Source organism: Bacteroidales bacterium (assembly GCA_023229505.1).
In the GTDB taxonomy this organism is placed as follows: domain Bacteria; phylum Bacteroidota; class Bacteroidia; order Bacteroidales; family JAGOPY01; genus JAGOPY01.
Window position 1 is genome coordinate 29,859 of record JALNZD010000034.1, and the last position, 14,286, is coordinate 44,144.

Here is a 14,286-nt window from a genome sequence, read left to right on the forward strand (position 1 = left end):
GATTTTTAAGTTAACAAATACGTTATTATCCTATAAATTATACTTTGTGTTCCTTTGCAAAGTTATTGTTTTGATCCCATCAACAATTTTGCAATTTTATCCTTTTCATCCTTCGAAAACCGGCAATCGGCAACGGCAACATCAATCATTTCTTTATAACGATTCTGCTGATAAAAATATACCAGCACCTCCTTAGCCGCATTGCTCACTTTATAATTCCAGTAAAGATAGCCGTCGATAAGGTTCGAGGCAGTAGTCTTATCAAGGTAATTCAGCCGTTTTAACAATTGGATAGCATTCATACGGGTTTCAAATTCAAAATGCGGACCGGCATAGTCGGTCAGTTCCCGAAGGTATTCACGCTGACCAGCCTGTATGGCTATTTCCAGCCATTTCATCCGGATGTTCCTCCCTCTCCAGCCGGTTTCATTTTTCGTTTTTTCAAGGTACTGGGGAATATCTCCCGGGAAAGAACGGCAAAGCAAATCCAATGCCTTTTCGACATTGATGTAAGATTTGTCAGTAAGCAATTTTTCCACGTCAGATTTCAGGTTTTCAGGTACCTGTTTAATATTCTCCAAAGCAGCCAGGCGCACCAGTGGATCATCATCCTTTATTGCCTGTAATAAAATTTCATCATAAAATTTACCATCTTCGATGAAAAGCTGTTTTAATATTTCAGTGCGTGTCAGGTGGAAAGTCTCTTTGTTCCAAGATTCAAGAAGAGTGGTCTCTTTCTGGCTCAGAGGAAAAACGCGCAAAGCGATCAGAGCATCATACCGGTCAATCATTCCCGGAGCCTTGATGGCCTGGGCTGCCCATTCAATAAAAGACTTGCTGAAAGAAACCGTCTTAAGCACCCTGCGTCCCGGATCGAACAAAACGAAAGATATGGTTTTTGCAGCCGGATTACTGATGACCACTTCACTGAATTCCTCATCTATCCATTGGGTTTTCCGGTCGGAACTGCCATCTTCATAAAAAACCTCAAAAACGATGGGCATCCTGAATAATCCGGTCAGCTCATTGCGCTGATGGGCCTGCCTGACCTGGATAATAACCTGGACAGTGCCTTCAGGCGATTTGTCCTGGCGCCAGTTTACTTCATAATAGGGCTCGCCGCCATGGTAAATCCACTGGTCAAAAAACCATTCGATTGACTGACCGGTGGCTTCATAAACAGAAGCAACGAATTCGGAAGTTTCTACCTCGCTGAAGGCGTAATGATTTGTGTAATATTTGATAGCAGCTTTAAAACCATCTTCACCCAGCACATCCCGCATCATATCAAGCATCAGCGATCCTTTAGGGTACCAGCGGGCACGCCCTCCCCTGCTGTGGCCAACGGGGAACTGGTCTTTCTTTGAAGCTTCAAGCGTTTCATCAAGCTCCTGGTTCCGGACCCATTGGTAATAATCTTCTCCGAAAACTTCTCGTTCAAAAAGTTTAGCATAATAAGTTGCAAAGCTTTCGGTCAGCCAGACATCGCAGGATTTCTGGTGCGACATGCAGTTCCCGAACCATTGGTGTGCCAGTTCATGGGTGTTGACATTCACGTAATTTCTTCCGTCAAAAGCCCGTTCATCAACCGCCAGGTAGTCGCCAAACACCGTCGAGGTCGTGGTCTCCATGGCTCCATAAAGATAATCCTCCACAGGCGCCTCCCGGTATAGTTCGTAAGGATAAGCCAGCCCAAATTCCTCTTTAAAAAAATCAAACATTTGTGCCGTGTACCGGTAAGTCGGCTCCGCATGATCGTCTTGCCATGAATAATACCAGAGATCTAACGGCAGACCGTCTGTAGTTTTCATTTCCAGGAATTTATAATCCCCGATCACCAAAGCGGTGGAAAAAAAAGGATGCTCTTTAACCATCTTGTAATGCCATGTCTTTGTGCCATCATTATTCGTTTTCACGGATTCCCTCACCCCATTTGAAAAAACCTGGTATTTCCCGTCAAAAGTTATGAACATGTCGACGGTCAATCTGTCGCTATAAAAAGGCAGCCAATGGAAAGGCCTGTGAGCCCAGATTTGTTTGTTGTCTCTTAATGCAGGCTCTTGCCAGCCTATTAAAAACAAATCATAGAGGGGTTTGGAGGTATAGTTCATCCTGATCTCATATTCTTTATCCTTGATTAATCTTTCTTTTGAATTATTAGTTATGACCAGGTTGTCTCCTCTTTTTTGGTAAGATATATCGATTCCTGGAATTTGGACTGCACTGAATATGATGTCCGGTGCCCAGAAGACGATGGAATCAGTTTCTGTCCTGATGGGTAAAAAAGAAAAAGTGACGTTGCCAGTCACGAGCGTATCGTAAGGATCGATTTTAAGTTCTGCCTTTAAATGGATGATGTCTATGATCTTTCCCTGGGTGATGGCACCTGCATCATACAGATAAGTAACGGTCTTGTCCTGGGAAACACAAACCTGGGTATAAAAGAACAGAACGATAAGGGATTTGAAAGCAAGCTTCATTGAAGATATTTTTTACCGAAATTAAAGAAAATTGGGAGGCGCAATTTACTTCTTCAATGATTTTGCCGGAGCAGATCTTTTCCTAGGGTTCCTCCATGATTCATATAAATATAAAAGTTCAAACGAAGACTCAAGAAGCAGCGACAGTAATGAAAAAACTATCTACAATGAATTCATCATGCAGCCAGGTGTTATTGTGATGCTGCATAAATAGTTGAAACACCAGGTTTTTAAGCGTTTTTGAATAATAATTTTCCCGTTTCACAGCTTACAACGATCGGTTTTTCCTGGTTGACAGAACCACTAAGGATCATCTTCGAAAGTTCATTAAGGATATTTCGCTGGATGATCCTTTTTACAGGCCGTGCCCCGAACTGTGGATCAAAGCCCTGCCCTGCAATCCAATCAACGGCATTTTCGGTGATTTCCATCGTAATGCCATTTATTGATAACAGATTTTGCAGGTGACTGAACTGCAACCTCACGACTTCTTTAATCTCCTCCTTAGTCAAAGTCTTAAACATAATAATGTCATCGATCCGGTTCAGGAACTCCGGCCGGATAGTCGTTTTCAGCAGGTTAAATACCTCTTCGCGAGTCTGCTGCCAGATTTCATCTTTATTTTCATCGGTCATATTTTCAAAACGCTCCTGGATCAAATGAGAGCCAAGGTTTGATGTCATAATGATGATGGTGTTTTTAAAATTCACGGTGCGTCCTTTGTTGTCGGTTAGCCGTCCATCGTCCAGTACCTGAAGGAGGATGTTAAAAATATCCTGATGGGCTTTCTCAATCTCGTCGAGCAGAATGACTGAATAAGGTTTACGGCGAACCGCTTCTGACAACTGGCCGCTTTCCTCATAACCCACGTAACCAGGAGGCGCCCCGATAAGTCTTGAAACGGTGTGCCTTTCCTGGTATTCCGACATGTCGATCCGGACCATGGCGTTTTCATCATCGAAGAGGTATTCGGCAAGGGCCTTAGCCAGTTCGGTTTTTCCCACGCCGGTGGTACCCAGGAAAATAAAGGATCCGATGGGCCGGCGGGCATCCTGTAAACCGGCACGGCTGCGGCGTATAGCATCGGCAAGGGCGCTGATGGCTTCCTCCTGGCCTACAATCCTTTTATGCAGCTCTTCTTCAAGATGCAGCAACTTTTCTCTTTCGCTCTGCAGCATCTTGCTGACCGGGATGCCGGTCCATTTTGAAACGATGTCGGCAATTTCCTCTGCTCCCACCTCCTCATTGATCATAGGCTTGCTGCCCTGAAGCGCTTCGAGCTTTTTCTTGAGTGATCCAAGGTCTTCCTCACCTTCCCGGATCCGTCCGTAGCGCAATTCGGCCACTTTTCCAAAATTGCCTTCACGCTCTGCCTTTTCGGCCTCAAACTTATAATTCTCTATCTCCTTTTTACGCTGCTGTATCTTCTCTACGATCTCTTTTTCAGAGCGCCACTGTGCCTGAAGCTGGTTGCGCTGCTCATTCAGATTCGCGATCTCACCGGAAAGCATATTCAGCTTAACCTGGTCTTTTTCCCTTTTTATCGCTTCACGCTCAATTTCAAGCTGGCGGATCTTTCTTTCTGCCACTTCGAGTTCTTCGGGTAAGGAATCGATTTCGAGCCGGAGCTTTGCTGCCGCTTCATCAATCAGGTCAATGGCCTTGTCGGGCAAAAACCGGTCGGTGATATAACGCTGTGATAGCTCCACCGCCGCAATGATCGCTTCATCCTTTATCCTGACATGATGATGGGTTTCATATCTTTCTTTCAAACCCCGGAGGATTGAAATAGCAGATTGGGTATCAGGCTCATCCACCATCACGATCTGGAATCTACGCTCAAGGGCTTTGTCTTTCTCAAAAAATTTCTGGTATTCCTTCAGTGTGGTAGCGCCGATGGCCCTCAGCTCTCCCCTGGCCAGGGCCGGTTTAAGAATGTTGGCAGCATCCATGGCCCCTTCACCACCACCTGCACCTACAAGGGTATGAATCTCATCAATGAACAGAATGACTTCTCCATCCGACTCGACAACTTCCTTCACCACGCTTTTAAGTCTTTCCTCAAATTCTCCCTTATACTTTGCCCCGGCAATCAGGGAACCCATATCCAATGAAAAGACCTGCTTTGATTTAAGATTTTCCGGCACGTCCCCATTTACGATCCGGTGAGCTAAACCTTCTGCAATAGCCGTTTTCCCGGTGCCAGGCTCGCCGATCAGGATAGGGTTATTCTTGGTACGCCGGGACAAGATGTTTAAAACACGCCTGATCTCGTCATTCCTTCCAATTACCGGGTCCAGCTTCCCTTTCCGGGCCAGATCGTTTAAATTACGGGCAAAACGGTTAAGTGCTTTGTAAGTCTCTTCGGACGAATGGTTGTTATTATTGGAATTCATACAATTACTCTTTTATTAAAAGCTGATCAGTGTGAAACAATTTGTGTACCATTCGGAATTAATTCTTTGATTCTGAAATTATGTCAGGTGAATTAGGGAGAAAATGCGTTATGATGATATTTTCTGTTTTAAACAATATTTTCACGAAAAGGCCTTTATTCTTAATAGATTAGGATTTTGACCAGGATGAAAGGTAGATGATCATCATAAAATGAAAACAAAAATTCCTTAAATTTGCACCCTGCATGAAGGCAACTCCAAGATACATCCGGATGCTCAGAAAAATCGCATTATGCGTACTTGTTATAGCAGGTTCACATCTGCATGCCCAGTTTGATTGCACAATTTATCCAGGTGACACTACGGTTTGCTATGGACAGAGTATTTACCTGTATACCCAGTTCTCAGATACATTGAATTATTCATGGGAGCCGAACGGAGAAACGGGTGTTATAATTGAAGTTTTAGTAAAAGACACCATCACCTATATCCTGAATGTTTACAACGATGACAGCACATTCCATTGCTCAGACACGGCTACTATCAGCATCTATCCAAGAGTAGTCGTTGAGTTTGAACAGTTAAGCAAAGGCTGCCCTGATGAATGCAAGGCACAGGTTATTGCAAGTGCTTCCGGAGGCTTTCCCCCTTATCACTATTTGTGGAGCGCAGTGGTAGAGCCCAACGATTCAACGCTGGCACTTGGATTGTGCAGCGATCAAAGCTACAACATCAGGGTAGAAGACACTGTATGCATATTTGATACAGCTTTCCTGGTTAAACCATATAGCATGCCGGAGGTTGAGGTTACCATTAGTCCGGATTCTCTTTTTGAAACCAACCCGCAAGCTTCATTTTCGTTTGAGAACAAATCGGCCGATTCCATTCCGCTAACCAACTGGGTATGGGTTTTTCCTGACAGCTCAACGACTAATCTTCTTAATCCAAATTATGTATTTAATGAAACAGACTCCGTGCTGTTTATATACACAACAATAGACGGTTGCATTGACACGATCATCATTGCGGTTGATGTTCAACCATTCAAGCTTAAAGTTTACAATGTATTCACCCCTAATGGTGACGGGGTTAACGACAAATATGAAATTCCTTACCTTGATCGTTACATTTCCAACCAGTTTATCGTTTATAACCGCTGGGGCGAAAAGGTCTTCGAAGAAGCCAATTATTCCGGCAGTTGGGATGGCGGTAAACTTCCTGATGGTGTTTATTTTTATATATTAAAATGCCAGGGATACTGGAAGGAAGATATTTTCAGGGGGTCTGTTTCAATCTATGGAAGTAAATATTAACCGAAAATTATTTAGAAATGAAAACAATCAGGTTGTTGGTCCTGTTAAGCCTTGCCGCATTGATATCCTGCTCTCACGACAGGACACAGGTACCTGCCAGCGTAGTTAACATTCCTAATTCGGCCAGCGGGAACAGCGGTAAGTCCCAGCTTCCTGTCATGGAATTCGCTCAGGTTGAACATGATTTTGGCAAAGTCATACAGGGTGAAGTTGTCAGCTATTCCTTCAAGTTTAAAAACACCGGAAATGCCGACCTGGTCATTGCCAACGTCAGTGCTACATGCGGTTGCACAGCCAGCGATTATCCCAGGACCCCGGTCAAGCCAGGGGAAGAAGGGATTATTGAAGTAAGCTTTAACAGTTCGGGCAAACAAGGGTTCCAAAACAAAGACCTCACTATAGCAGCGAATACTCAACCCAGTAACACAACCCTTACCATTAAAGCAATCGTTATAATACCAGAAAATCAATGACAATAGCATTAACCAATGACTAATAACCAATAACAAATAACAACTAACAAATAACCAATCATGATGAATTTAAATTACATTTTACTTTTTGCTCCCGCGCAGGGCAAGGAAGGCTCCGGCAGCAGCAGCCTAATTTCATTTCTTCCGCTGGTGCTGATTATCCTTGTGTTTTACTTATTCTTCATCCGGCCACAGATGAAAAAGAGTAAGGACCAGAAAAAATTCAGGGAATCACTTAAAAAAGGAGACAAAGTGATCACTATCGGCGGTATTCATGGAAAAATCGCTGAAATTGATGAAACCACTGTTGTCCTGGAAGTTGGTAACCAGATGAAGCTTACCTTTGAAAAATCAGCCATAGCACTGGATACATCAACCCAGTTGGGGCAGAATAAATAATCGGCAGGGGAAACCATCATCTGGTATCTCTAATTACAGTTAATCTTTAAGCTCTTGAAGCTCAGCTTTATAGATTTAGTAAGGTCATTTTTTGGAAAAAAGGATGAGAAATTCCGTCAAAGGCTTTCCATTTTCCTGGTTTGCCTTGTTATCTCTGTAATAATTTGGTTCACTATCAAATTATCGGATGAATATGATACGGTAATTAAAATACCGGTCACATTCACGCAAATACCTAAAAACAAAGTCCTGACCTTTGCTTCTGATACTGTCCTGCAAGTTGAAATTCTTGAAAAAGGGTCCAATCTTTTAAGGATGCTTTATATTCAGGAGATCACACCGGCAGCGATCAGCCTGAGATTTCTACCAGTTTATCCAAAAGGGGAGGTTTATCAGGGAATCATCACCCCTTCCCTGTTGATCAATGGAATAGAAAGAGAACAGAACCTTCTTGGGAAGATCATTTCCATCAGCCCGGACACCATATACCTATCCTTTGAAACCGAAAAAACGAGGAAGGTCCCTGTTAAAGCCAGTTTTGACCTTACTTTCGAGAAGGAGTTTATGCGATATGGCCCCGCAGTCTTTAGCCCGGATTGTGTCATCGTAAAAGGCCCCGAAACGAAAATCAATTACCTCGATTCCGCTTCACTGGGTGTAATCAAACTGGATCAACTGAATCAGAATTTCACGGGAGAAAAAGGCTTTTCAAGGGATACAACAAGTCAGAACCTGTCGTTCTACCCGGACAAGGTCAGCTTTAGCATTCCCGTTGAAAAGTTCACAGAAGCCGAAACGGAAGTCCCGGTAAAAATAATAAATACCAATGGATTAGAGGTCAAAACATTCCCGGATAAAGTAAGGGTTTTTTATACCGTGGCTTTAAAGGATTATCCGAAAATTGAGCCCGGGATGATATTTGCCATTGCAGATATTTCAAAAGTGAACCTGGCTGAAAAGGATAAAATAAAAGTAAACCTTGACAGCTATCCTTCTTTTATCCGGATTAATAAGATAGAGCCTGAAAAGGTGGAATTTATCATCGTAAAATAATGTTAAAAGTTGGACTGACCGGTAATATTGGAAGCGGAAAAACCATCATCGCCCAGGTTTTCAGCATGTTGGGTGTTCCTGTTTTTCATGCTGACCTTGAAGCAAAAAAGCAGTTTGATGATAAAAAGATCAGGAAAAGCATCAGGGAGAAATTTGGCACGGGGGTTTTTGCATCATCCGGGGAAGTGCTGAAGCCTGTTCTTGCTGAAATCGTTTTTAATGATCCGGCTCTGCTTGATCAGTTAAATAAGATCATACACCCCGGGGTGCGTAAAGATTATCAGCAATGGTGCCTGCAAAATGCCAGGGTTGCATACACACTTTATGAAGCAGCCATACTTTTTGAAAGCGGTCATTACAGGGAGATGGATAAGGTTATCTGCGTAACCGCACCGGAACAGCTCAGGATCAAACGCGTAATGGACCGCGACCATCTTACACGCCAAGAGGTTGAAAGAAGAATGACTAATCAATGGGATGAGGGAAAAAAAATTGCCCTGTCTGATTATGTGATCAGGAATGATGAATCTACTATGGTGATAAGGCAAGTCTTAGAGGTACATAATAAAATAATTCAAAATTCAAAATTGACATCGGTATTTAATCAAACCTGAACCTGGTAAGTTCTGAGTGCTTCATTTAATGATGTTTTTAAATCAGTCGACGCATTCCTTTTTCCGATGATCAGTGCGCAAGGCACTTGGTAAATGCCGGCAGGAAACGCTTTTGGATAGGTTCCGGGGATCACGATGCTGCGGGCAGGCACCAAACCTTTAATTTCCACCGGCTTTGCGGCCGTCACATCAATGATCCGTGTTGAACCGGTGAGGATAACCCCTGCGCCAAGCACTGCTTCCCTTTCCACCTTAACTCCTTCCACCACGATGCATCGGGATCCGATAAAACAATCATCTTCAATAATCACAGGCAACGCCTGAACAGGCTCCAGCATACCCCCGATGCCAACTCCCCCGCTCAGGTGGACATTTTTTCCTATCTGAGCACATGATCCGACAGTTGCCCATGTATCGACCATGGTCCCCTCATCAATGTAAGCCCCGATATTAACATACGATGGCATAAGGATGACGCCCCGCGCCAGATAAGACCCATACCTGGCAACAGCATGCGGCACCACACGGACTCCAATTTCCTGGTAACCTTTTTTTAAGGGGATTTTATCATGAAATTCCAGTGGCCCGACTTCCGTCACTTCCATCTTTCGCATAGGGAAATACAAAATTACCGCCTTCTTAACCCACTCATTCACCATCCATCCTCCGTCTGTAGGCTCTGCCACCCTGATTTTTCCATTATCCAGCAAGCTGATAACCTCTTCAATAGCCCCACGGGTTTGTCCTCCTGCCAATAAATCCCGGTTTTCCCAGGCTTCTTCAATTAATCGAATGATCTGCCCATCCATATCCTAAAGTTTACCATTCAAAGGTAATCAACTTCTTCGTATTTTTGCACCCGTCAAAAATTGGAAAATACACATGGGACGCATCATGGCCATTGATTATGGCAGGAAAAGAGTAGGTATTGCGGTTACCGATGAATTGCAACTCATCGCTAACGGCCTGACTACAGTGCCCGCCCACGAGATCATGGCTTTTCTCAGGTCATACGTGAAACAGGAAAAAATCGATGCATTTGTGGTCGGAGAGCCCCGGCAAATGAACAATCAGCCTTCAGAATCGTTACAGTACATCATGCCATTTGTCAACTGGTTAAAAAAAGAATTTCCTGAGATACCAGTTGAAATGATGGATGAAAGATTTACTTCAAAAATGGCTTTTCAAACTATGATTGATGGTGGGTTAAAGAAAAAGGCCAGGCAGCGGAAAGAACTGGTGGATACAATCAGCGCTACCATCATCCTTCAATCTTATCTCAGTTCCAAATCAATCCGAAAAAATCAGGAGAACAGCTAAATGATCTTACCTATCGTTGCATATGGTCATCCTACTTTGCGGAAAATAGCCGCTGAAATTGAACCCGGCCATCCCGGGATTGATGAACTCATTGAAAACATGTTTGAAACCATGTACCAGTCAGAAGGTGTGGGCCTTGCTGCTCCACAAGTCAACCAGTCCATCCGGTTGTTTATTGTCGATGCCAGTCCTTATGAAAAAGACAATCCTGATTTCAAAGGGTTTAAAAAAGCCTTTATCAACCCTCACATCATTGAGGAAACAGGAGAAGAATGGAGTTTTAATGAAGGTTGCCTCAGCGTTCCGGAAATACGTGAGGATGTGATGCGGAAACCAAGGATCAGGATAAAATACCAGGACAGGGCTTTCAACTCTTATGATGAAATTTACGAGGGAATACCTGCACGCATCATCCAGCATGAATATGATCACCTGGAAGCCATTCTTTTCGTCGACCGCATCAACCCTCTCAGAAAAATACTGCTGAAAAGAAGGCTGAACGATATTTCCACCGGAAACATAGAAGTAGCTTACAAAATGATTTTCCCGGCAAAGAAGAAGAAGGTTAAGGTTAGGTAAAATGTTATTTTTTGAATATATCATTCAATTTATTCATTATGAAGTTACTTCGTTTATTGCCCGTTTTAATCATTTTAGCCGGGATCGCTGTTCAATGCAGCCAGGACCCGAAATCCAGGATTAAAGAGCTGGAGAAAAAGATCGGATCTGAGAATTTCACCTTAGACGAAAAAGGTATGCAAATGGCAGATGAACTGGTCCAGGCTTATATCAGCTATGCTGAAAGCCATAAAGAAAGCCCTGAAGCGCCCGATTATCTTTACAGCGCTGCCGACCTTTCTCTGAATATCGGCAAGAGCAAGGAATCTCTTGATATGTATAATCGCATCATTTATCAATATCCTGATTATAAAAAAGCCCCGGAATGCCTGTTCCTGGTTGGTTATATTTATGAGAACTATTTCGAGCAATATGGCAAAGCCAAGGAAATTTATGAATCTTTCCTGAAAAAATACCCGAATCATGACTTTGCGGATGATGCGGCTATTTCAATAAAAAATATGGGCAAAAGCCCGGAAGAACTCATCAGATCATTCGAGGAGCAGAACAATCAGCAACAAGATACACTCCATTTATAGAAACAATTTCTTCCGACGGGTCGTGTTCATGCTCCGACGGGTAAATCCGTCGGTTCAGCCGGTCGTGTTTATGCTCCTACGGGTAAATCCATCGGTTCAGCCGGTCGTGTTCATGCTCCGACGGGTAAATCCGTCGGTTCAGCCGGTCGTGTTTATGCTCCTACGGGTAAATCCATCGGTTCTGATCATTAGCACTATACAAAGCTTGGATTTTCTTCCGACGGGTAAATCCGTCGGTTCAGCCGGTCGTGTTTATGCTCCTACGGGTAAATCCATCGGTTCATATTTTTTCATTATGCCTGGTGGCATTTCGAATTAATTGCGAAGATTTTTGGGATAATGGCTTTAACCCGTGTTTCTTTCTATTTGTAACGACGTAGTTGATGGCATTGCATAATTCGGTTTCATTTCTAAGAACTTTTTGATAAAAACTTTTTGCCCAAAGACCCTGAGGATAAGTGGATTTGATTCTGGCAGAAGAACCTTTTGATGAAAGATTAATGCGCCGATTATAATTATAAGATGTTTTTCCTTTCCAGAGTAGCATCATTTTCGAAAGAGATTCTCTTTCACTACATACTATGCAATGAACATGATCGCCACAAAAGTTGAAAGCAATCAATTCCAGCTTTAATTCACCAGCTACATTACACAGCTCTTCAATAATAGCATCTTCTTCTTTGTCATCAAAATAAGGCAAAGTTGTTGCTACGTACCCTTTTGGATTAATTCTTTTTATCCTTTGATAATCGTACCGTGAATACTTTAAAGTGAATACGATATGTGAAGCAATACATTCGATTCTGTCCTTCATTTCGTCACTTTTTTAATTTTCTATATTAATGTTTGAACCGACGGATTTACCCGTCGGAGTAAGAAAACGACCAGTTTGAACCGACGGATTTACCCGTCGGAGTAAGAAAACGACCAGTTTGAACCGACGGATTTACCTGTCGGAGTAAGAAAACGACCAGTTTGAACCGACGGATTTACCCGTCGGAGTAAGAAAACGACCAGTTTGAACCGACGGATTTACCCGTCGGAGTGAGAAAACGACCAGTTTGAACCGACGGATTTACCCGTCGGAGTGTGAAAACAACCAGTTTGAATCGACGGATTTACCCGTCGGAGTGAGAAAACGACCAGTTTGAACCGACGGATTTACCCGTCGGAGTACGATATTGGCTCTTCACTTTATCAAATCCAAACCAATCCTGCATTCCAAACATTTTTTCTGATCACAATAGTTTGTTTTCAACTCCAGCAAGGCTTGCGACTGTGATGCCGATGAAGGCTCCAACCCGAATTCTGCAAATTTCCTGACAATGGAGTTTGACTCGGCCGGAATTGAATCGAGCAGCGCAAATGCCTGATCCTGGTAGTGTACCTGGCCTTTCAATTTACCGTAAACGAATAAAAAAGGTATGACATTATTGATCATGATCAATTCGACCGTTGATGGTGATATTGATTTTCCTATGTTTTTCGACTGCCGGTCAAAATAATAATGATCTTTCCAGTATTCACTGACCCCGACAGTAAAAAACCCGATCATTTTATCATATCCGGCATTCTCAATTATCTCGCTGAAAAGGTTAGATCGCAGGTGGATCATCATGGCAAGCTGAGCCAGTCGGATCGTTGGGAAATTATTCGGACGCAGACGCATGAATTTCCAAAGGTGGCCGGAAATCGGTTTAAGCGAAAACTTGTTCTTCAAATGCTGATATTCCTTCTTCAGCTTCTTCGGGTACTCACCCCTATATCTGCCCTCTAATAGGCCGGCCTGGCCAAACAGCAGCGCTTCAACCTGTAAAAGCTGGTCTCTGTGCTTTTCAAGGCACTGAACCGGCGTATGGCGGGCAAGCAGCTCAAAAGGCTGCTTGTTGATGCGGAAACCCAGCGTAGAAGCCAGCGCCTGGAAAAAAGCCTGGTTCCAGTCGTTACCGGTGAATTGAAGTAAGTTTTCCAGATCCTTCGATTTCCTCTCCAACCTTGTAACGGAAAGAGCCGTCAGCCAATCGTTAATTACCACGTCCCTGACTTCAGGCAGGCGCATGGCACAGGGAATCCAGAGGTGGTTGTTGAGAAAATAATTATAGGTCTCATAGACATCAGGAGGAAAAACATCTTTCAGCGCCAGTGTCGGCATCCGTTCTCCATTCCCGCGTTTAATTGTCAGGTCATCTTCAAAAACCACATGCAGGATCACATTATCATAGGCCTCATCATGGTTATGCTTATGCCTGATCCAGTCGGATGAGCGGATGTGGATTTCGACATTTCCGGCCCATAGAGTTTCGCCCAGCCTTACCTGTGCGCCCTCAAAATCAGGCCCAGAATCATGGTTATGTTCCCCGGTTCTGACTATCAGGAGGTTCTCCCCTTCTGATGTATGGAAATGCCTGCCCGCCAGCTTGAATTTCCAGATAAAGTGTAAAAAATCTTCTGTCATAAAAAGTCTTTTCTATGTTTATCCGGAAAATGGTTGTTTTATACCCGGTAAAATTTTATTTTTTTATTTTTTTCAAGTGATGAGCTGGTTCTTCCATCGATCAGCGATCAGCAGATATTCAGATAATCGACAAAGAAAAAACGATCATTTTGTAAATCAAATAAAAATCCGTATCTTTACGAGGATAGCAATAGTCATATCAATGAGTTACAACGCTACACTTTATCGCCTATCCACATGCCTATTGTTATGTAAATAGGACTGCAGGAATAGCGGGTATAAGGTAGTTGAACTAAACCGCCGCTGGCGGTGGTCTTTCAAGCATTTCTCTCTGTTTCAGGATATTTCGTATAAGGCAATATGTTAAACCTTAAAACATATTGCTATGAGTACTTTACGAAAACAACTGATTCAGCAGATGCAGCTGAAAGGTTACAGTCCGGTAACCATCAAAACGTATGTGAGTAACATCGCGCAAATTGCATCATTTTACAATACACCTGCGGACCTGCTTACGGTTGATCAAATCCGGGATTACATCTTGCTTAACATCACAGGGAAGAAACTAAGTAAATCATGGATGAATTCGACCATCAGCGCTGTTAAAATTCTTTTTTGTGAGGTGT

Annotated in this window: 15 protein-coding genes and 1 pseudogene; 11 read left to right on the forward strand and 5 right to left on the reverse strand. The window is 43.1% G+C overall.

Annotated elements, in window-relative coordinates:
• Positions 1 to 62 precede the first annotated feature (62 nt).
• Complete coding sequence (locus tag M0Q51_12115) at positions 63 to 2,480, reverse strand: M1 family metallopeptidase (GenBank protein MCK9400723.1); 2,418 nt, start codon at positions 2,478 to 2,480, stop codon at positions 63 to 65.
• A 31-nt stretch (positions 2,481 to 2,511) separates the two neighbouring features.
• Here M0Q51_12115 and M0Q51_12120 point away from each other — a divergent pair, with 31 nt between their 5' ends.
• The gene (locus M0Q51_12120) at positions 2,512 to 2,694 is read left to right on the forward strand and encodes a hypothetical protein (protein ID MCK9400724.1); all 183 of its coding nucleotides are present in this window, start codon (positions 2,512 to 2,514) and stop codon (positions 2,692 to 2,694) included.
• Positions 2,695 to 2,710: 16 nt separating this feature from the next.
• On the opposite strand, the pseudogene M0Q51_12125 reads toward M0Q51_12120, so the two are convergent.
• Positions 2,711 to 4,852: pseudogene (locus tag M0Q51_12125) on the reverse strand (AAA family ATPase).
• A gap of 269 nt (positions 4,853 to 5,121) precedes the next feature.
• Here M0Q51_12125 and M0Q51_12130 point away from each other — a divergent pair.
• From M0Q51_12130 to coaE, 5 genes are read left to right on the forward strand one after another with little or no spacing between them, the layout of a single operon-like run.
• Positions 5,122 to 6,189 carry a gliding motility-associated C-terminal domain-containing protein gene (locus tag M0Q51_12130; protein ID MCK9400725.1) on the forward strand — a complete coding sequence of 356 codons (1,068 nt, stop codon included), beginning with the start codon at positions 5,122 to 5,124 and terminating at the stop codon, positions 6,187 to 6,189.
• 17 nt (positions 6,190 to 6,206) lie between these two features.
• Positions 6,207 to 6,662, forward strand: a complete 456-nt coding sequence (locus M0Q51_12135; protein ID MCK9400726.1) for a DUF1573 domain-containing protein — start codon at positions 6,207 to 6,209, stop codon at positions 6,660 to 6,662.
• 60 nt (positions 6,663 to 6,722) lie between these two features.
• Positions 6,723 to 7,061 (forward strand): preprotein translocase subunit YajC, encoded by a 339-nt coding sequence (yajC, locus tag M0Q51_12140; GenBank protein ID MCK9400727.1) that lies wholly within the window; start codon positions 6,723 to 6,725, stop codon positions 7,059 to 7,061.
• A 54-nt stretch (positions 7,062 to 7,115) separates the two neighbouring features.
• The gene (locus tag M0Q51_12145) at positions 7,116 to 8,114 is read left to right on the forward strand and encodes a hypothetical protein (GenBank protein ID MCK9400728.1); all 999 of its coding nucleotides are present in this window, start codon (positions 7,116 to 7,118) and stop codon (positions 8,112 to 8,114) included.
• On the forward strand, positions 8,114 to 8,728 hold the full coding sequence (gene coaE, locus M0Q51_12150) for a dephospho-CoA kinase (protein ID MCK9400729.1): 615 nt from the start codon (positions 8,114 to 8,116) through the stop codon (positions 8,726 to 8,728). Before M0Q51_12145 ends, coaE begins: the two co-directional genes overlap by 1 nt.
• Here coaE and M0Q51_12155 read toward each other — a convergent pair.
• The gene (locus M0Q51_12155) at positions 8,719 to 9,537 is read right to left on the reverse strand and encodes a 2,3,4,5-tetrahydropyridine-2,6-dicarboxylate N-succinyltransferase (GenBank protein MCK9400730.1); all 819 of its coding nucleotides are present in this window, start codon (positions 9,535 to 9,537) and stop codon (positions 8,719 to 8,721) included. The two genes, coaE and M0Q51_12155, sit on opposite strands and share 10 nt — an antisense overlap.
• 73 nt (positions 9,538 to 9,610) lie before the next feature.
• Here M0Q51_12155 and ruvX point away from each other — a divergent pair, with 73 nt between their 5' ends.
• The 4 genes from ruvX to M0Q51_12175 are packed head-to-tail and all read left to right on the forward strand — an operon-like array spanning position 9,611 to position 11,524.
• Positions 9,611 to 10,048: a Holliday junction resolvase RuvX gene (gene ruvX / locus M0Q51_12160; protein ID MCK9400731.1), complete on the forward strand. Its 438-nt coding sequence runs from the start codon at positions 9,611 to 9,613 to the stop codon at positions 10,046 to 10,048.
• The gene (gene def, locus M0Q51_12165) at positions 10,049 to 10,627 is read left to right on the forward strand and encodes a peptide deformylase (protein MCK9400732.1); all 579 of its coding nucleotides are present in this window, start codon (positions 10,049 to 10,051) and stop codon (positions 10,625 to 10,627) included.
• Positions 10,628 to 10,665: 38 nt separating this feature from the next.
• On the forward strand, positions 10,666 to 11,205 hold the full coding sequence (locus tag M0Q51_12170; GenBank protein ID MCK9400733.1) for a tetratricopeptide repeat protein: 540 nt from the start codon (positions 10,666 to 10,668) through the stop codon (positions 11,203 to 11,205).
• Between the two features lie 28 nt (positions 11,206 to 11,233).
• A complete protein-coding gene (locus M0Q51_12175; protein MCK9400734.1) occupies positions 11,234 to 11,524 on the forward strand; it encodes a hypothetical protein in 291 nt (96 codons plus the stop codon).
• Here M0Q51_12175 and M0Q51_12180 read toward each other — a convergent pair.
• Positions 11,486 to 12,019 (reverse strand): transposase, encoded by a 534-nt coding sequence (locus tag M0Q51_12180; protein MCK9400735.1) that lies wholly within the window; start codon positions 12,017 to 12,019, stop codon positions 11,486 to 11,488. The genes M0Q51_12175 and M0Q51_12180 overlap by 39 nt on opposite strands.
• A gap of 375 nt (positions 12,020 to 12,394) precedes the next feature.
• The gene (locus tag M0Q51_12185) at positions 12,395 to 13,660 is read right to left on the reverse strand and encodes a DUF2851 family protein (protein MCK9400736.1); all 1,266 of its coding nucleotides are present in this window, start codon (positions 13,658 to 13,660) and stop codon (positions 12,395 to 12,397) included.
• A gap of 385 nt (positions 13,661 to 14,045) precedes the next feature.
• Between M0Q51_12185 and M0Q51_12190 the strand changes: the two genes are divergently transcribed.
• A partial coding sequence (locus M0Q51_12190) for a phage integrase N-terminal SAM-like domain-containing protein (GenBank protein MCK9400737.1) occupies positions 14,046 to 14,286 on the forward strand: 241 nt, incomplete at its 3' end.